At 63.8% G+C, this 15,945-nt stretch carries 21 protein-coding genes; 10 read left to right on the plus strand and 11 right to left on the minus strand.

The features are described 5' to 3' along the window. Nucleotides 1-63: 63 nt before the first annotated feature. From EOB80_RS14910 to EOB80_RS14925, 4 genes are all read right to left on the minus strand, one after another. A complete protein-coding gene (locus tag EOB80_RS14910; RefSeq protein ID WP_127328422.1) occupies nucleotides 64-507 on the minus strand; it encodes a DUF1284 domain-containing protein in 444 nt (147 codons plus the stop codon). After that, nucleotides 504-1,097 carry a biotin transporter BioY gene (locus EOB80_RS14915; protein WP_127328424.1) on the minus strand — a complete coding sequence of 198 codons (594 nt, stop codon included), beginning with the start codon at nucleotides 1,095-1,097 and terminating at the stop codon, nucleotides 504-506. Before EOB80_RS14915 ends, EOB80_RS14910 begins: the two co-directional genes overlap by 4 nt. 106 nt (nucleotides 1,098-1,203) lie before the next feature. Further along, nucleotides 1,204-1,872, minus strand: coding sequence for a GntR family transcriptional regulator (locus EOB80_RS14920; RefSeq protein ID WP_027164176.1), 669 nt, complete (start codon nucleotides 1,870-1,872; stop codon nucleotides 1,204-1,206). A gap of 53 nt (nucleotides 1,873-1,925) precedes the next feature. Next, nucleotides 1,926-2,561: a TetR/AcrR family transcriptional regulator gene (locus tag EOB80_RS14925; protein ID WP_127320257.1), complete on the minus strand. Its 636-nt coding sequence runs from the start codon at nucleotides 2,559-2,561 to the stop codon at nucleotides 1,926-1,928. Between the two features lie 101 nt (nucleotides 2,562-2,662). Here EOB80_RS14925 and EOB80_RS14930 point away from each other — a divergent pair, with 101 nt between their 5' ends. Continuing rightward, nucleotides 2,663-4,099 (plus strand): MFS transporter, encoded by a 1,437-nt coding sequence (locus EOB80_RS14930; protein WP_127328426.1) that lies wholly within the window; start codon nucleotides 2,663-2,665, stop codon nucleotides 4,097-4,099. Nucleotides 4,100-4,120: 21 nt separating this feature from the next. Here EOB80_RS14930 and EOB80_RS14935 read toward each other — a convergent pair whose 3' ends face one another. Next, complete coding sequence (locus EOB80_RS14935) at nucleotides 4,121-5,137, minus strand: polyprenyl synthetase family protein (protein WP_127272280.1); 1,017 nt, start codon at nucleotides 5,135-5,137, stop codon at nucleotides 4,121-4,123. Between the two features lie 203 nt (nucleotides 5,138-5,340). Here EOB80_RS14935 and EOB80_RS14940 point away from each other — a divergent pair, with 203 nt between their 5' ends. The 7 genes from EOB80_RS14940 to EOB80_RS14970 all read left to right on the plus strand — a co-directional run bounded on the left by EOB80_RS14940 (nucleotide 5,341) and on the right by EOB80_RS14970 (nucleotide 9,644). Then, nucleotides 5,341-5,565, plus strand: a complete 225-nt coding sequence (locus tag EOB80_RS14940) for a DUF2007 domain-containing protein (protein WP_063167652.1) — start codon at nucleotides 5,341-5,343, stop codon at nucleotides 5,563-5,565. Continuing rightward, entirely contained in the window at nucleotides 5,565-6,365 is an 801-nt protein-coding gene (locus EOB80_RS14945) for a methyltransferase (protein WP_127328428.1), read from the plus strand. Before EOB80_RS14940 ends, EOB80_RS14945 begins: the two co-directional genes overlap by 1 nt. Nucleotides 6,366-6,444: 79 nt before the next feature. Next, nucleotides 6,445-7,308 carry a S49 family peptidase gene (locus tag EOB80_RS14950; RefSeq protein ID WP_023808666.1) on the plus strand — a complete coding sequence of 288 codons (864 nt, stop codon included), beginning with the start codon at nucleotides 6,445-6,447 and terminating at the stop codon, nucleotides 7,306-7,308. A gap of 128 nt (nucleotides 7,309-7,436) precedes the next feature. Continuing rightward, the gene (locus EOB80_RS14955) at nucleotides 7,437-7,622 is read left to right on the plus strand and encodes a membrane protein (RefSeq protein ID WP_023808667.1); all 186 of its coding nucleotides are present in this window, start codon (nucleotides 7,437-7,439) and stop codon (nucleotides 7,620-7,622) included. Between the two features lie 20 nt (nucleotides 7,623-7,642). Further along, entirely contained in the window at nucleotides 7,643-8,542 is a 900-nt protein-coding gene (locus EOB80_RS14960) for a 4-(cytidine 5'-diphospho)-2-C-methyl-D-erythritol kinase (RefSeq protein ID WP_127328430.1), read from the plus strand. Then, complete coding sequence (gene moaB / locus EOB80_RS14965) at nucleotides 8,529-9,083, plus strand: molybdenum cofactor biosynthesis protein B (protein ID WP_127328432.1); 555 nt, start codon at nucleotides 8,529-8,531, stop codon at nucleotides 9,081-9,083. Before EOB80_RS14960 ends, moaB begins: the two co-directional genes overlap by 14 nt. Nucleotides 9,084-9,224: 141 nt before the next feature. Next, nucleotides 9,225-9,644, plus strand: coding sequence for an aldehyde-activating protein (locus EOB80_RS14970; protein WP_127328434.1), 420 nt, complete (start codon nucleotides 9,225-9,227; stop codon nucleotides 9,642-9,644). A 7-nt stretch (nucleotides 9,645-9,651) separates the two neighbouring features. Here the strand turns inward: EOB80_RS14970 and EOB80_RS14975 are convergent, their stop codons facing one another. After that, complete coding sequence (locus EOB80_RS14975; protein WP_127328436.1) at nucleotides 9,652-10,626, minus strand: hypothetical protein; 975 nt, start codon at nucleotides 10,624-10,626, stop codon at nucleotides 9,652-9,654. Nucleotides 10,627-10,769: 143 nt separating this feature from the next. After that, complete coding sequence (locus EOB80_RS14980; RefSeq protein WP_127328438.1) at nucleotides 10,770-11,294, minus strand: glycosyltransferase; 525 nt, start codon at nucleotides 11,292-11,294, stop codon at nucleotides 10,770-10,772. 150 nt (nucleotides 11,295-11,444) lie between these two features. Between EOB80_RS14980 and EOB80_RS14985 the strand changes: the two genes are divergently transcribed. Together EOB80_RS14985 and EOB80_RS14990 are read left to right on the plus strand one after the other, a co-directional pair. After that, nucleotides 11,445-12,599: a PA0069 family radical SAM protein gene (locus tag EOB80_RS14985; RefSeq protein WP_127328505.1), complete on the plus strand. Its 1,155-nt coding sequence runs from the start codon at nucleotides 11,445-11,447 to the stop codon at nucleotides 12,597-12,599. 153 nt (nucleotides 12,600-12,752) lie between these two features. Beyond that, nucleotides 12,753-13,451 carry a ribonuclease HII gene (locus tag EOB80_RS14990; protein WP_127270953.1) on the plus strand — a complete coding sequence of 233 codons (699 nt, stop codon included), beginning with the start codon at nucleotides 12,753-12,755 and terminating at the stop codon, nucleotides 13,449-13,451. Between the two features lie 221 nt (nucleotides 13,452-13,672). Here the strand turns inward: EOB80_RS14990 and EOB80_RS14995 are convergent, their stop codons facing one another. The 4 genes from EOB80_RS14995 to EOB80_RS15010 all read right to left on the minus strand — a co-directional run bounded on the left by EOB80_RS14995 (nucleotide 13,673) and on the right by EOB80_RS15010 (nucleotide 15,906). Beyond that, nucleotides 13,673-14,164, minus strand: a complete 492-nt coding sequence (locus EOB80_RS14995) for a F0F1 ATP synthase subunit B (RefSeq protein WP_127270951.1) — start codon at nucleotides 14,162-14,164, stop codon at nucleotides 13,673-13,675. A gap of 10 nt (nucleotides 14,165-14,174) precedes the next feature. After that, entirely contained in the window at nucleotides 14,175-14,774 is a 600-nt protein-coding gene (locus EOB80_RS15000) for a F0F1 ATP synthase subunit B (RefSeq protein ID WP_127272329.1), read from the minus strand. Between the two features lie 63 nt (nucleotides 14,775-14,837). Continuing rightward, nucleotides 14,838-15,062 carry a F0F1 ATP synthase subunit C gene (locus EOB80_RS15005; protein WP_006206606.1) on the minus strand — a complete coding sequence of 75 codons (225 nt, stop codon included), beginning with the start codon at nucleotides 15,060-15,062 and terminating at the stop codon, nucleotides 14,838-14,840. Nucleotides 15,063-15,147: 85 nt separating this feature from the next. Then, nucleotides 15,148-15,906 carry a F0F1 ATP synthase subunit A gene (locus tag EOB80_RS15010; protein ID WP_023808677.1) on the minus strand — a complete coding sequence of 253 codons (759 nt, stop codon included), beginning with the start codon at nucleotides 15,904-15,906 and terminating at the stop codon, nucleotides 15,148-15,150. Nucleotides 15,907-15,945 lie beyond the last annotated feature (39 nt).

The following is a 15,945-nucleotide window of genomic DNA, read 5'->3' on the forward strand; positions in this document are numbered from 1 at the left end:
GCCGAAGATATCGCAGATTCGACCCTTGAGCTCGGCTTCGACCGCTAAGGCTCGGGGCCAATATCAACCCTCGGCTGGCGCGGCGGACCGCTGCACCAGCGTGTCGCTATATCCACCGGCCGCTATCGTGCTGCACAGTTCGTTCCATTCGCAGCCGCCGCAGGCCTTGCGTACAAGGCCAGCCGAAAACGCCTGCCGCATCCGGGCCAAGGTCCCCGTGTCGAGATCGAGGTGGGTGCCGATCCGGATTGGCCGCGCCAGTAATTCCTCTACATCCAGCCCGGCGAGCCGGTCCCGCTCGACGACGCTCTCGTTGAGGCAGTGAGGTTCCGGCTCGTCGAGCAATGGAGCGCAGACATCGTCGGGGCCGGAAACGAGGAGGATGTCCTCGCCCCGGCCCAGGCGCTCCGCGACGCGATCATAATTGGCGGTGAAGGCGGGGCTGTATCCCTTGCCCACATAGGTGAGCAGGCAAAGGAGATGATGGGCGCGCAGCTTGATCGTCACGGATTGGCCGGCTTGGCCTTGCCGCCGGGAAGGGCCATGAGGGTCGCGGCACCCAGCGCTGACTTGAGCAAGCCGCCGACGATGAACGGCAGGAAGCCGAAGGTAACGGCCTGTTCGGCTCCAATCATGACGGCAAGCCATGCTGTGCCCAGCACAAGGCAGGCAAGGTTGCCAAGCAGCATGGCGACAAAGGCAAGCATCACCCTTTTGCCGTTCCAGCCGCGTTCTGCTAGCCAGCCGACCAAGGCGCCGACAAGCGGGAAGGCGAAGAGATAGCCACCCGTCGGCCCGACGAAATGCGCGGCACCCGCTGCCCCTCCGGACAGAACCGGAAAGCCGACCGCACCCTCGACCAGCCAGGCGACGATGGTGAGCGCGCCAAGCCGCCAGCCATAGAGCGCGCCGATCAGGGTCACGGCAAAGGTCTGCATGTTTACCGGGACCGGCACCATCGGCACCTCGATATAGGACGCCAGCGCCAGGAACAGGGTGCCAAGCACGACGGCTCCAACCTGCCAGGCAAGAGAACGATCCTGGAGCCGGAGCGGACTGAACGACGGCTTGCCGGGGGAGAACGCGACGTCTGTCATTGGGATTCCTTCGATCGATGAAAATTATAGATAATTTCTCTTTCCGATCTATTATCGAATCCACACTTCCCTGGGGATTGCAAGCCCTCGCTTTGGCGGAGGCCGTCTAACCTACGATGGCGAAGGCTTCGCGCGTTGTTCCGGAAGCCGTCCTGACCGGCTTGCGGCCAATCCATTGGACGTGCCGCCCCAGTGTGACGGCCGCCGATTCGGTGTTTCCCTGCCGCAAGGCGGCGAGGATCGCGCGATGGTCCTGATCGGTGCGCGTCTCCCACTCCGACCGCCATGCCGCGAACAGGAAACGGGCGCTTGCCGCGTGCAGGTCGTCGATGGTGGCGAGCAGGCGCGGCATGCCGCATGGCGCCAGGATCAAGCGGTGGAAGGCGCGGTTGGCTTCCTCCCACGACCTGACATCGCGGGACTTGTCGCCGGCCTTGGTCGCCTCCTCGGCGAGATCGAGAATGGCCGATGTCAGATGCGGCGCGGCGTGGCGCAGCGCCAGCACTTCGAGTGCTGCCCGCATTTCGGCGACTTCCTTGACCTCGCCCAGATCGAAAGACGCCACACGCACGCCGCGCCGCGGCTCGCCGATGGCCAGCCCTTGCGCCTCCAGACGCCGGAAGGCCTCGCGCACGGGAACATGGCTGGTTTGGAATTCCTCGGCGATATGATCCTGCCGAAGCCTGGCCCCCGGCTCGATCGCGCCCGAGATGATGCGGTCCGCCAGAACCTTGCTGATGCGCACCGCGATGGTGTCGTCCGTGCCCTTTGCCATGTTTAATAGATAATTTGCGGCAGGGCAGCTTGTCGAGACGACGGGATCGGGATTCACGGCTGCTTGGCGAAATGATGCTGAAATTCGGGGACGCCCGCCAGCCTTGCGTCCAGCGCCTGCATTGCGACGGTGATGAGATCATGCAGGCGCTTCTTCGGCACGCCGTCACGCGCCTGTACGGAAAGACCATGCATGAGCGTGGCATAGTAGTCGCCGAGCGCCGCGGCATTCGTATCCGGCCTCAGTTCCCCGTCCCGAACAGCCTCGTTCAGCCGCTCCACAATCGATAGGGTGCGTGTCCGGCGATGCTCCGCCAGCCACTCCTGCACGCGATCATTCTCGATCGCGCAATTGGTGGCGGCCGACACCACCATGCAGCCCTGCGGCCGCCCTGGCTGCGTATAGGTTTCGACGGCTTCGCGCAGCATCCGCTCGATGGCCCGCCGCGCGGTCGTCTCGCCAGCGAAGGCACGAGTGGCGAAACCGCCCTCATTGGCCTCGTAGAGCCCGACCGCTTCCCGAAACAGATCCTCCTTCGAGCCAAAGGCCGCGTAGATGCGCGCCGAGGCGATGCCCAGGGCCGAAACCAGATCGGCCATCGATGTGCCTTCGTAACCGCGTGTCCAGAAGGCGTCTCGCGCCTTCTCCAGTGCCTTGTCGCGATCGAACTCCCTCGGTCTTCCCGCCATCGCCATCTCCATTTTTTTGTCGATCGACAAATAATCCGCTTGACTCCGGAATGCAAATTCTAATTCTTTGTTGATCGATAAAGAATAAAAAGGAGACGGGCATGAGTTCACTCGATCAAGGTCTGCCGCTCGGCGCCACGGCAACACAGAAAGGGGTTGGCGCGAAGCGCGGCGCCACGCTGGCATTGCTCGCCTTTGCCCAGCTCATCATCGCGCTCGACCTCAACATCGTTTTCGTGGCCCTGCCGGAGATCGGCTCCAGCCTCGGCTTTTCCGGCCAGACACTACAATGGGTTGTGAGCGCCTACACCGTGTTCACCGGCGGCTTCCTGCTGTTCGGCGGCCGAGCCGCCGACCTTATCGGTCAGCGCCGCATCTTCATCTTCGCACTTTGGCTCTATGCGCTTTCATCCCTGCTTGGCGGCCTCGCCTGGTCGCCCGAAATCATCGTCGCAGCGCGTGCCGTGCAAGGCATCGGTGCCGCGTTCCTATTTCCGGCGACATTGTCGCTGATCAACCGCCTGTTCGCCGAGGGGCCGGAGCGTAACCGGGCGCTCGCGGTCTGGGGCGGTGCCGGGGCAAGCGGCCTGACGCTCGGCTCGCTGGCGGGAGGGTTCCTCACCAGCGCCTTCGGCTGGCCAGCCGTGTTCTACGTCAACGTGGCACTGGCCGGTATCGCCATCGCCGCCGCGTTTGCCATCATCCCGCGCGATCCCAAGCGACACGAGCATCGCAATTTCGACCTGCCCGGCGCATTGGCTGTCACCGCCGGCGCCACGTTGCTGGTCTTCACGCTGGTCCAGGGCCCGGACTATGGCTGGGGTTCGCCAACGATTCTTATCAGCGCCATGCTGGCGGCGCTCTTCCTGATCGTCTTCACGGTGATCGAGGCAAGAAGCACCGACCCGCTGATGCCGTTGCGACTGTTCCAAAACCGCAGCCTCGTCGCCGGCATGACCATCACCTTCCTTTACATGGCGACTTTCGGCGCCCTGCCCTATTTCCTGACCGTGCTGTTGCAGACCGTACATGGCTTCACCGCCCTGCAAACGGGCCTGGCGTTCCTGGTGCCGTCGATCGCCATCGCCGCCGGCACGCAGTTCGGTGAACGCCTGGCGACGCGCTTTTCTACACGCTCGACCCTGGTCGGCGGCATGATAGTCGGCGCAGCCGGCACGGCGCTGATGGTCCTTGGAGCATCAGCCGACAGCTTCTATGCCGCCATCGTTCCCGGCCTGATCGTCTCCGGCGTCGGACAGGGCATCGTCTGGACCGCCATGTGGATCGCCGCGGCTTCGGGTGTCGCGCATGACGAGCAAGGTGTTGCCTCGGGGATGGCCTGCACGACGCTCAACATCGGCAACGCGATCGGCATGGCGACGTTGATCGCGATCGCAAACAGCCATGTCGGCGGGCTGACAGGCGAAGCGCTGAAGACCGCGATTGCCGACGGCATACAGGTCGCCTTCTGGCTGGCGGCGGCGGGCATCTTTGTCAGCCTGCTGGCCGCGTTCGCTTTGCCGGGAAAGGGGAAGTAGCCGGCTACCGGGTGACGCCGCTCAGTTCACCCGGCTGATGCAGAAATCGATGACGTCGATCAGCGCCGATTTCTGCGGCGTCGCTTCCAGCGGCGCCAGCGCGTCGCGGGCGATCTCGCCGAAATGGCGGGCTCGTCCGATCGTGTCAGCGATGGCGCCATGGCGAGTCATCAAGCCGATCGCCTTTTCCAGGCCGGCGTCATCGGTGACATTGTCCTCGATGGCACGCTTCCAGAAAGTGCGCTCGGCCTTCGTGCCCCGCCGATAGGCGAGAATGACCGGCAAGGTCACCTTGCCTTCGCGGAAATCGTCGCCGACATTCTTGCCGAGATCCTTGCTGGTGCCGCCATAGTCCAGCGCGTCGTCGATCAGCTGGAAGGCAAGGCCGAGATTCATGCCGTAGGAGCGCAGCGCCGCACGATCGTTGCGCGTCGCCTGGGCAATGACGGGCCCGACCTCGGCAGCAGCCGAAAAAAGTGCGGCGGTCTTGGCCTTGATGACGGCGAAATGCTCGTCCTCGGTGGTTTCGAGGTTCTTGGCGGCGGCGAGTTGCATGACCTCGCCCTCGGCGATGATCGAGGCAGCACTCGACAGGATATCGAGCGCTTCGAGCGAGCCGACATCGACCATCATGCGGAAAGCCTGGCCGAGCAGGAAGTCGCCGACCAGCACGCTTGCCTGGTTGCCCCAGATCATGCGGGCGGTCTTCTTGCCGCGCCGCATGCCGCTTTCGTCGACGACATCGTCGTGGAGAAGCGTCGCCGTGTGCATGAATTCGACGGAGGTGGCGAGCTTGACGTGGCCTTCGCCGGCATAGCCGAACATCTGCGCGGCGGCCAGCGTCAGCATCGGCCGCAGCCGTTTGCCGCCGGACGAGATCAGATGATTGGCAACCTCCGGGATCATCTCGACGTCGGAGCCGGCCTTGGACAGGATCAATTCATTGACGCGCCCCATATCGGCCGCTGTCAGATCGATCAGATCCTTGATGGAGGCGGGCTCCCGCTTCCCGTTTTCGATGTTGAGAACGACACCCACGACAATCACTCCCGTCTTGGTATAGAGCGTGCGACGGCACCCTTAGTCCCTGCGTGGACTCTAGGGCGGCGGACATGGCCACGGCAAGTGGCGAATTGGCGCGGCGTCGATGACGGAATGTCAACGACCACAGAGGGAACGGGGCTCTGCCTCGGAATCCCCTGCCCGTTTACATCAATAGCGCAAACTGCGAGTTTCATACGATGATAGAACTTGTCCGCACCAACGATGCCGTGATCATCTCCTTTGTGGAATCGCTGATGCGCGACGCTGGCATCGCCTGCTTTGTCGCCGATCAGAATATGAGCATTCTCGAAGGATCGATCGGTCTTTTGCAGAAACGCGTCATGGTCGACGCCGACCAGGCCGACGCGGCACGGCGCATCCTCAGGGATGCCGGCATCGCCAACGAGATCCGCGGAAAATAATGCCCGCCGCGCCCGCCGCCCTTGTTCCGGACACGCCGGCCCATACGGTCGACGCCTTCCATCGCGGCCGGTTCTGGCTCGTCCAGCCCAAGCAGGGCGGCCATCGCGCCGGCATGGATGCGATGATGCTGGCGGCATCCGTGCCATCGACCTTTAGCGGGCGCCTGGCCGATTTTGGCGCCGGAGCCGGAGCTGCCGGACTGGCGGTGCTGTCACGCTGCCCGGCGGCAGAGGCGGTGCTTGTCGAACGCGCGCCGGAAATGGCGGCCTTCGCGGCGGCGACGCTTGCCCATCCCGGCAATGCCCATCTTAGCGATCGCGCATCCGTGCTGGTCGCCAATGTCACCGTATCGGGCCGGGCGCGGGCGGCCGCCGGCCTCGCCGACAACGACTTCGACTTCGTCATCATGAACCCGCCTTTCAATGCCCCCCGGGACCGCGCCACATCGGATCGCCTGCGAAAGGAAGCCCATGTCATGGAGGACGGGCTGTTCGAGAGCTGGATCCGAAGTGCGGCGGCGGTGGTGAGGCCGCGCGGCGGGCTCGCCGTAATCGCCCGGCCCGAACAGCTCGGCGCCATTCTCGATGCGATCGCCGGCCGCTTCGGCGATGCCGAGATGCTCGCCGTCCACCCTCGTCCCGATGCGGCGGCGATCCGAATCGTCGTGCGGGCAGCGCTCGGGGCGCGGGGAAAGCTTGCCATACGCCCGCCCCTAATGCTCCACACGCAGTCAGGCAACGGCCCCGACGAGCGCAGCGAAATGATCGCCAACGGCCTCGCCTCGCTGTTCGGAGATTGAGCTATTCTGCCCGGCGACATTGCCGTTGGCCGGGAAATCCCTACATGCCTGCAACCCACCGACCGGAGACCGCGCCCTCGTGAAACGCCTTATCAACCGCCTGCTGCCGAAATCCTGGCGCTCCACCGTCGTCACCATTCCGGTCATCCGGCTGCACGGCACCATCATGGCAGGCGGTGGCCAGTTTCGGCCGAGCCTGTCGCTGGCTTCCACCGCCGGCCTCATCGAGAAGGCGTTCTCCTACGACGCGCCGGCGGTCGCCATCTCGATCAATTCGCCGGGCGGCTCGCCGGTGCAGTCTCGGCTGATCTTCAAGCGCATCCGTGACCTGGCCACGGAAAAGAACAAAAAGGTACTGGTCTTCGTCGAGGATGTCGCGGCGTCGGGCGGCTACATGATCGCGGTCGCCGGTGACGAGATCTTCGCCGATCCGTCCTCCATCGTCGGGTCGATCGGCGTCGTCTCAGCTTCGTTTGGCTTCCCGGAACTGATGAAGAAGATCGGAATCGAACGACGTGTCCACACTGCCGGCCAGAACAAGGCGGTGCTCGATCCGTTCAAGCCCGAGAAGAAGGAAGATGTCGAGCGGCTGAAGGCGCTGCAGCTCGAGGTGCACGCAACCTTCATCGACCTCGTCAAGGAGCGGCGCGGCACGAAACTGAAGGACGACCCGGACCTGTTCACCGGCCTGTTCTGGACAGGCATCAAGGGCCTCGAACTCGGTCTGGTCGATGCGCTCGGCGACATGCGAACGGTGCTCAAGACCCGTTTCGGGGCGAAAACGCAGCTCAGGCTGATCACGACGCCGCGCGGTTTCCTTAGCCGCTTCGGCCTGTTCGGCTCAAGCAAGGGCTTTTCAGCGCCCGATATTGCCGCGGCTGCCGCCAGCGGCGTGATCGATGCGGCGGAAGAGCGCGCATTGTGGTCTCGCTTCGGGCTTTGAAAACCCGGCAAAACCGTCTAGCATGAGAGCTTGAGTTTCATGCATGTCGTGTTCCCAAAAGCGGGTCGGCATGCATCAACCGACCCGACCGGCCGCCTTCGCCGGCCCAGCGTGGGAGGAGTTTTGGCATGCCGCAGATCATTTTCTTCGCCGTCGTTGGCGTTGCCGCTTATTTCGGCTACCGCACCTTCATTAGGGAAGCCGAGCGCGTGACCGCCAAGGTGCGGCGCACAGAAAAGCAGACGGCCAACGGCGCGATCGGCACTTTGGTCAAGGATCCGAAGACCGGCGAATACCGGCTGGCCAAGGACTGAGCATCATCCCGCAGACGATTGTGGACTCCGACATCGGGTCGCGTAGCTGGCACGCACACGCCAAAATCAATCTTGCGCTGCATGTCACCGGCAGGCGCCCTGACGGCTATCATCTGATCGAAAGCCTGGCGGTGTTCACGCGTTTTGGCGACAGGGTCGAAATCGCGCCCGCCGACAGCGATGAATTTACCGTGTCCGGCCGTTACGCTCCGGCCGTTCCTCTCGACGCCAGCAATCTGGTGCTCAAGGCGCGCGATGCCCTGCGGCAGACAGCCGGGCACGAGAGAACACCGCCGGTCGCTATCCGGCTGGAAAAGAACCTGCCGGTTGCCTCCGGCGTCGGCGGCGGTTCGAGCGACGCGGCGACCGTGCTGCGCGGGCTGGTGGAGACATGGGCGCTGGACATCGACGGCGCAGAGCTGGCGCGGATCGGCCTTTCGCTTGGCGCCGATGTGCCGATGTGCCTGGCGGCAAAGCCGCTGGTAGCGCGCGGCATCGGGGATGAACTGTCGATGGTGCCGGATTTTTCGGCGCTTGGCCTGGTGCTGGTCAATCCAGGCACCCCGGTGTCGACGGCGGATGTCTTTGCAGCGCTTTCCCGGCGCGACAATGAGGCCTTGCCGCCGCTGCCGCGCGGCATCGATTTTCACAGCCTGCGCAACTGGCTGGAGATTACTCGCAACGATCTCGAGCCCGCGGCGCTGGCGATGCAGCCCGCCATCGGCAGGGCGCTTTCCTGGCTGAACAAGGCCGGATCGGGTTTTTCACGGATGTCCGGGTCCGGCGCCACCTGCTTCGGCCTGTTCGAGACCGGCAATGTCGCCAAGCGTGCCGCTGCCGAGATCCGCGGCCGCCAGCCCGACTGGTTCGTCGCGGCGACGCGCACCATCGCATCGGAGGGCGCAGATGGCCAGAATTGACGAGAGCCGCTCCTTCATTCCCGTGCGCATCGCGGTGCTGACCGTTTCGGACACGCGCAGCCTCGCCGACGACAAATCCGGCCAGACGCTGGCCGACCGCATCGCCGAGGCCGGCCATCTGCTGGCGGCCCGCGATATCGTCACCGACGACCGCGAGAAAATCCGCGACACGGTTCTGGCGTGGTCACAGGACAAGAATATCGATGTCGTCATCACCACCGGCGGCACCGGCTTCACAGGCCGTGACGTGACGCCGGACGCGCTGGAGCCGATCTTCGAAAAGCGCATGGATGGCTTTTCGGAAGTGTTCCACCGGATTTCCTACGACAAGATCGGCACCTCGACGATCCAGAGCCGGGCGACCGGCGGCCTCGTCAACGCCACCTTCGTCTTCGTGCTGCCGGGTTCGCCAGGCGCCTGCAAGGACGCGTGGGACGGCATCCTGAAAGCGCAGCTCGACTACCGGCACATGCCATGCAACTTCGTCGAGATCATGCCGCGCCTGGACGAGCATTTGCGGCGCGGCAAATCGGCTCCGTAAAAGCCGAGGCAAAGCGCCGGTTCCACGCCGCGTTCGCCAGGCAAAACAGCACCGGCGCCTTTGAAACCCCATTCCAAACCGGACCTCGGAAAAGTACCTTGTCTGAAGGCGATCATCGCCGTTCACGACAAGGCAGCTACGATGACCGTGCACACCGGTGGATGCCATTGCGGCAACATACGCCTTGAATTTTCAACCGAGCTCGAGCCACCGCAAACCGAAGTTCGCGCTTGCCAATGCTCGTTCTGTATCAGACATGGTTCGCGCGCCGTTGCCGATCCGAATGGCAGACTGGTCATCTCGGTCAAGGACCAGACGCAATTGCAGAGATATCAGTTCGGGCTGAGGACGGCGGACTATCTGATCTGCCGGCAGTGCGGTGTCTACGTCGCCGCAATCGCCAGAGATGACGCCAGGGCGATCGTCATCATCAACGCCCTGGACGACAGGGAGCGGTTCAATCGGGAGCCGGTCCGTGTCGACTTCGATGCCGAAAGCAGGGCGCAGCGCCAAGACAGGCGCCGCACACACTGGATGCCTGTCGAGATGAGCCTCGGATAGACAGCTCTCAGCGGATGACCGGCTCGCCATGAAACCGTCGGCGCGACGGCGGCGACACGCCGAAGCCGACTTCCATCATCAGTCGCGGCGTGCGTGCCGGCACGGTGCCCATATGGAAGCCAAAGGGGTCCTCGACGAAACCGAGACCGGCCTCGCCGGTCAGCGTCACCGGGCTCTGCTCGCCATAGACATCTAGCACCTGTTGCGCGGGATGACCGACCAGAAGCGTGAGCTGATGCTTGAGGCTGCGGCGCTTGTGGCTGCCCCTGACATAGACATGCGGACCGGTGTCGGCGTCGACCGGCTTGAGGTAGAAGAAGAATTTCAGCATGCGCCAATCATCGAGGTCGAAATGATACTTGCCGAGCGAGGCGAGGTTCTTGTCGGCGTCCGAAGCCGCACCGGTTGGAAAACTCCACCAGACGCGCGTCGTGATCAGTTTTGCCTGGCCGCCGAGATAGTGCGCGGCAATATCCAGAAGCAGCGGATCGCGCTGGATGGCAAGCGCCGCCGGGCAGTCGAGGATGCGCTCGAAAAAATGCCCGCTGAGCAGCGAGCGGCCAAGGCGTTTCTCGGCCTCGGCATGTTCCCCCGGCATGAATTCGAGACGGCGGTCGAAATTGCCGAAGCAAGGCGTGCGCCCGGCAAAGTCGGCGATCTCTTCATGGATATCAGGCGGCAGGACCAAGCCTGAGAACAGCCCGTCGGAGCGCAGCGCATCGACGACCGCTCCCCGTTCGACACCGGCAAACATCGTATCCCCGGCATTGGCGACCGATCGGGCGCGCTTTGCGCCGAGCCAATGCATGCGGCGTCCGGGCATGGTGCGCGCCAGCACGAACATCGGCAGCCAGGCAGGGTTCTCACGCAGGTCCGTCAGATAGGTTGGAATACGCACGGCGATGCGCCGCAGCAGGCTGCCGTTGCGCGCAATGGCCTCGAGACTGGGCGCGCCGGATGTGTCGGGGGTTGAAAGCTTCATTGAGTCCTCGGCTATGAGAGCACCACCGATGCCGCATCGGTGCTCGCCACTCGGCATGTCCCAAACCCAATTCCCGCTTGAACGGAAGCTAACCCCGCGTCAGCTTTTGTGCAATGCACAATGACCTGAGCAGCTGCAAAAAATCATGTCGAGGAGCGGCGTTCCTGCTTGGCCGGCGCCATCCAGATCTCGGCGTCGAGCCGCTTCGTCGCGAGGCCACGGGCGATGGCCTCGGCGCTGCCGGCACTCTTGGCCGCAGCCGCCGCCTGACGCTTGCTGATCAGCAAGCCGTCGGCCAAGGCGCGGTTTCCCGAAAAGACCCGGGCCAGGAACGGCGTGCGGCTGGCTCGCGTGCGCGAAAACCGTGCCGCCATGGTCTGCCTTGCCGTATGGGCGACAACCTCATCGATCCAGCCCTCCACCAGCCGCGCGCCCGGTTCCAAGAGCAGCAGCCAATCCCCCTTGGCCTGGCGGATGCCGGCAGCGACGCCGCCCGTCACGTACTGACAGCCGGCATGCTCGGCCACACGATGCGTCTGGTCGGTGGAGCCTATGTCGCAGACGATGACTTCACGCACCACGCCCTCGACCGCTCCGCCAACCAGCGAGGCGAGCGTGCGGGCGAGGCCCTCCTCGTCATTGCGGGTTTCGATGAGAACACTGAGCATCCTCAGCCGAATAGCGGAAAGCGCCGGACAGCGCCAGTTTTTGCATCGCACCATAGAAAGTTCTTGCTTTGTTCTCATCAACCAAATAGGAATAATTTCATGAACAGAGCGATTCGACACCACACGGACAGTCCTTGGGAGCGGGCGAAGATGGAACAGATCGTGCGCGCCGACATTGCAGCTTTCGGAGCAGGAAGAGCCGAGATGGCCAATGCGATGGTCGAGCAGAGTGGCATGCGTGTCCGCCCGGACCGCAACCGCGGCAGGTCAGCGGGCATCAATCCGTCCGGCCGGTTCGAGCCGGTCAGCCGGCACGTGTTCGACGATGGCTGGAATTCGCTGGAGGAACTGCCGCCCTTCAAAACCGAAGTGCAGGTCGAGAAGCCGCGCACAATCATCACCCGCAACGAATCGCCCGACATTTCCTTCGATCGTTCGATCAATCCCTATCGCGGCTGCGAGCACGGCTGCGTCTATTGCTTTGCCCGACCGACGCACGCTTTCATGGGCCTGTCGCCGGGTCTGGATTTCGAATCGAAGTTGTTCGCCAAACCGGATGCGGCGCGCTTGCTTGACAAGGAGCTTTCGAAAGACAGCTATCAGCCGCGCACCATCGCCATCGGCACCAACACCGACCCCTACCAGCCGATCGAGAAGCAATACCGGATCATGCGCGAAATCCTCGAAGTGCTGGAAGCGCGCGGCCATCCAGTCGGCATCGTGACAAAGTCCGCTCTGGTGACGCGCGATATCGATATCCTGTCGCGAATGGCCGAACGCGGGCTGGCCAAGGTGGCGCTGTCGGTGACGACGCTCGACCGTATGCTGGCGCGCACCATGGAGCCGCGCGCGTCGACACCGACCAAGCGGCTGGAAGCGATCCGGCAGCTTTCGGATGCCGGCATCCCGGCCTCGGTCATGGTGGCGCCGATCATTCCGGGCCTGACCGACCCGGAAATGGAACGCATCCTCGATTCGGCACGTGCGGCCGGCGCGCGCGAAGCCGGCTACGTGATCCTGCGCCTGCCATTGGAGGTCAGCCCGATCTTCAAGGATTGGCTGCTGCGTCATTATCCCGACCGCTACCGCCATGTGATGTCGCTGGTCCGGTCGATGCGTGACGGCAAGGACTACGATTCGGAATGGGGCAAACGCATGAAGGGCGCCGGTCCCTATGCCTGGCAGATCGGCCGGCGCTTCGAGATCACAGCCAAGCGGCTCGGCCTCAATGCAGAACGGCGCACGCTGCGGACCGACCAGTTCGTTGCCGCCGGGAAAGACCAGGTGCAGCTGATGCTGCTTTGAGAGAGACAATTCGTCGCGGTGGTTTGATCCGTCGCGGCACCAGAATCCCGTCCGGCCTGCCCCGGCCTGCAGACGGTGCCCTCCCGGTCCGGCGCCCCACCCGACCCGGAGGGACTTGCGGAGAATCAGAGCCGATGCGAACCTCGCCGCAACATGGCTCGCGCGCGTTCTGATTCTCCGCCTCTCTTTGAGATCATCGAGAAGCCCGACTTCTCCTTCGAGACGAAGGCGATGGCGGAGGGCCTGTGGCCGGTTGCCGGGATGGACGAGGCCGGCCGTGGCCCCCTGGCCGGGCCGGTAGTCGCCGCGGCCGTGGTGCTCGATCCCGCCAACATTCCCGACGGCCTCGACGATTCCAAACGCCTCAGCCATCTGCAGCGTGAAGCCTTGTTCCTGCGAATTCTCGGCTCTGCGCAGGCGGTCTCAATGGCCTCCATCAGTGCCGAGGGTATCGACGGCAGCAACATCCTCAAGGCAAGCCTGGAAGCCATGCGCCGCGCCCTGGTAGGGCTGTCGGTCAGACCGAAGCTCGCCCTTGCCGATGGACGCGACGTGCCGCCTGGCCTGCCTTGTGAAGGGCGCGCGCTGATCAAGGGCGACCAGCGTTCGCAGTCGATCGCCGCCGCCTCGATCGTCGCCAAGGTGATGCGCGATCGCATGATGTGCGGCTGCGGCAACCATCACGACCGCTACGGCTTCGAAGTCCATATGGGCTACGCCACGCTTCGCCATCGCACGGCAATCGAGGCGCATGGCCCGGTGGCGCGGCTGCATCGCGTATCGTTTTCGCCGTTCAGGCTGGGTGGCGCTGAAGTGGTTGAGGAAGAGAGCTTCGTCGGAATGGATAGCTGATCTCCCCCCTCGAGGGGGAGATGGCCGGCAGGCCAGAGGGGGTCGCCGCGCGTGAAGCGCCGACCTTATCTTTGCTGCAAAATGACGTCGCGCCCGGTCGAGCCGACCCCCTCTGTCGCCTTTGGCGACATCTCCCCCTCGAGGGGGAGATTATCCCCGCCCACAACAAAAAAGCCGCCAGGTTGCCCGGGCGGCTTTCGATGATTGGCTAGCGGGACCCTCTAATTCAGCTTCGACTTCACGTCCGCAAGCGATGCCTTGAACAGATCGGCACCGGCCTTGGCGTCGATCTTGCCGGCAAGCAGCGCGCGCGCTGCCTCTACGGCGATGTCGACGGCGCTGGCGCGGACTTCGCTGATGGCGTCACGCTCGGCCTGGCCGATCTTCTGCTCGGCAAGCGCGGTGCGCCTGACAACATAGTCCTCGGTCTTCTTGTGCGCTTCGGCGGCAAGCAAGTCGGCTTCGCGCTTGGCGGCGGCGACGATGTCGGCGGCCTCCTGCTCGGCTTCCTTGCGCTTGCGCTGATACTGGCCAAGCAGTTGCTGGGCTTCCTCGCGCAGCCGGCGCGCTTCGTCGAGTTCGTTGCTGATCCTTTCGGCGCGGGCGTCGAGCGCCTTGGCGATCAGGCGAGGCACCTTGATGTAGACGGCAATGCCCAGGAAGATGACCAGGGCAACCGTGGCCCAGAGCGTCGCGAGAGATGTGGCGTCCATGATGCGCTCCTCACCGGGCCACGGATTTGACCGCGGCCGCGATCTCTGCCTTGCTGGCCTTGCCGCCAACCAGGGCTTCGACAATCGCCGAAGCGGTGTCCTCGGCGATGCTGCCGACTTCCTTCATGGCATTGGCCTTGATGGAAGAAATGCGGGCCTCGGCTTCGCCAAGCTTGGCGTCGAGCGCGGCCTCGACCTTCTTGCGAGCGGTGTCGGCCTCGGCCTTGGCCGCGTCGTTGGCCTGCTGGCCGATCGCGTTGGCCTTGGTCTTGGCTTCCGCCAGTTCCTGCTCGTAGGCAGCAACGGCAGCGTCGGCCTCGCCCTTCAACTTGGCCGCCTGATCGAGATCCTGCGTGATGCGATCGTTGCGGACATCGATGATGCCGCCGACGCGCGGCATCACAACCCGCTTCAGGAAGAGATAGAACAGCCCGAAGGTGATCGCCAGCCACAGAAGCTGCGACGGGAACGTCGCCGGATCGAATGGCGGAAACGTGCCATGCGCTTCAGCAGGCACACCGGTGCTGGAATGCGTGTCGCCTTCCGTAGCAGCGTGGCTGGTATCGGCTGATGGCGCGGACTCTTGCGCAAAGGCAGATGTCACGAACATGGACTATCCCCGAAATTCAGGCCCGCCGCTCGCGCGGCCGGCCTGTCCAATCTTCCCGAGTGCTCAGCCGAACAGGGCCAGAAGCGCGATGAGAAGCGAGAAGATGCCCAGAGCTTCGGTCACGGCGAAACCGAAGATTAGGCGGCCGAACTGGCCATCGGCAGCCGACGGGTTGCGCAGTGCGCCCGCGAGGTAGCTGCCGAAGATGTTGCCGAGGCCAATGCCCGCACCACCCATGCCCAGGCAAGCGATGCCGGCGCCGATGTACTTTGCTGCTTCTGCGTCCATTTGTTCAACTCCTTTGGATCTAAAATTCCGTTGCGATTCCATCCGGCGCCAATGTTGGAAATTCTTGGGCCGGAAACTTTTGGACCTAGTGCCCGGGGTGCAGGGCGTCGTTGAGATACATGCAGGTCAACACGGCAAAGACGTAGGCCTGCAGGAAGGCGACCAGCAGTTCCAGTGCCGTCAGCGCCACCGCCATCGCCAGAGGCAGGATCGAGCCGGCGACGCCGACCGCGCCGAGCGCGCTCAGGCTGACCACGAAGCCGGAAAACACTTTCAGCGTGATGTGGCCGGCGAGCATGTTGGCGAACAGACGAACCGAGAGGCTGACCGGGCGCGACACGAAGGAGATCACTTCGATCAGCACCACCAGTGGCAGCAGGAAGACCGGCACGCCATGCGGCACGAACAGTTTCAGGAAGCCAAAACCATGCTTCATGAAGCCGTAGACGACCACGGTTGCGATCACCAGCACGGCAAGGCCGAAGGTGACGATGATGTGGCTGGTGACGGTGAAGAAATACGGGAACAGGCCAAGCAGATTGGCGACGAGCACGAACATGAACAGCGAGAACACGAGAGGGAAGAACTTCATGCCTTGCGTGCCGGCGGCATCGCGCAACATGTTGCCGACGAACTCGTAGGCCATCTCGGAGACCGACTGGAGCCGCCCGGGAACCAGGCTGCGGCTCGACGTCGTGAGAAACAGGAATCCAGCCGCGACGATAACGGTTGCGACCATGAACAGTGCCGAATTGGTGAAGGACAGGTCATAGCCGCCGATGTCGATCGGAATCAGCTTGTTGATATGGAACTGGTGGATCGGATCGACCTTGTCAGCTGCCACGTTCAAACCCCGTCAATGCCGCGTACGGCCTCGTTACCA

The sequence above is a fragment of the Mesorhizobium sp. M7A.F.Ca.MR.245.00.0.0 genome (assembly GCF_003997415.1).
Classification (GTDB): Bacteria; Pseudomonadota; Alphaproteobacteria; order Rhizobiales; family Rhizobiaceae; genus Mesorhizobium.

What these genes read in the sequence shown, in the direction of transcription:
- EOB80_RS14985 (WP_127328505.1), top strand. Translation starts at nt 11,445, where the DNA reads ATGGAACAGATCGTGCGCGCCGACATTGCAGCTTTCGGAGCAGGAAGA.
- EOB80_RS14945 (WP_127328428.1), top strand. Translation starts at nt 5,565, where the DNA reads ATGCCCGCCGCGCCCGCCGCCCTTGTTCCGGACACGCCGGCCCATACG.
- EOB80_RS14970 (WP_127328434.1), top strand. Translation starts at nt 9,225, where the DNA reads ATGACCGTGCACACCGGTGGATGCCATTGCGGCAACATACGCCTTGAA.
- EOB80_RS14925 (WP_127320257.1), bottom strand. Translation starts at nt 2,561, where the DNA reads ATGGCGGGAAGACCGAGGGAGTTCGATCGCGACAAGGCACTGGAGAAG.
- EOB80_RS15000 (WP_127272329.1), bottom strand. Translation starts at nt 14,774, where the DNA reads ATGTTCGTGACATCTGCCTTTGCGCAAGAGTCCGCGCCATCAGCCGAT.
- EOB80_RS14975 (WP_127328436.1), bottom strand. Translation starts at nt 10,626, where the DNA reads ATGAAGCTTTCAACCCCCGACACATCCGGCGCGCCCAGTCTCGAGGCC.
- EOB80_RS14995 (WP_127270951.1), bottom strand. Translation starts at nt 14,164, where the DNA reads ATGGACGCCACATCTCTCGCGACGCTCTGGGCCACGGTTGCCCTGGTC.
- EOB80_RS14980 (WP_127328438.1), bottom strand. Translation starts at nt 11,294, where the DNA reads ATGCTCAGTGTTCTCATCGAAACCCGCAATGACGAGGAGGGCCTCGCC.
- EOB80_RS14930 (WP_127328426.1), top strand. Translation starts at nt 2,663, where the DNA reads ATGAGTTCACTCGATCAAGGTCTGCCGCTCGGCGCCACGGCAACACAG.
- EOB80_RS14955 (WP_023808667.1), top strand. Translation starts at nt 7,437, where the DNA reads ATGCCGCAGATCATTTTCTTCGCCGTCGTTGGCGTTGCCGCTTATTTC.
- EOB80_RS14990 (WP_127270953.1), top strand. Translation starts at nt 12,753, where the DNA reads ATGGCTCGCGCGCGTTCTGATTCTCCGCCTCTCTTTGAGATCATCGAG.
- EOB80_RS14915 (WP_127328424.1), bottom strand. Translation starts at nt 1,097, where the DNA reads ATGACAGACGTCGCGTTCTCCCCCGGCAAGCCGTCGTTCAGTCCGCTC.
- EOB80_RS14940 (WP_063167652.1), top strand. Translation starts at nt 5,341, where the DNA reads ATGATAGAACTTGTCCGCACCAACGATGCCGTGATCATCTCCTTTGTG.
- EOB80_RS15005 (WP_006206606.1), bottom strand. Translation starts at nt 15,062, where the DNA reads ATGGACGCAGAAGCAGCAAAGTACATCGGCGCCGGCATCGCTTGCCTG.
- EOB80_RS14920 (WP_027164176.1), bottom strand. Translation starts at nt 1,872, where the DNA reads ATGGCAAAGGGCACGGACGACACCATCGCGGTGCGCATCAGCAAGGTT.
- moaB (WP_127328432.1), top strand. Translation starts at nt 8,529, where the DNA reads ATGGCCAGAATTGACGAGAGCCGCTCCTTCATTCCCGTGCGCATCGCG.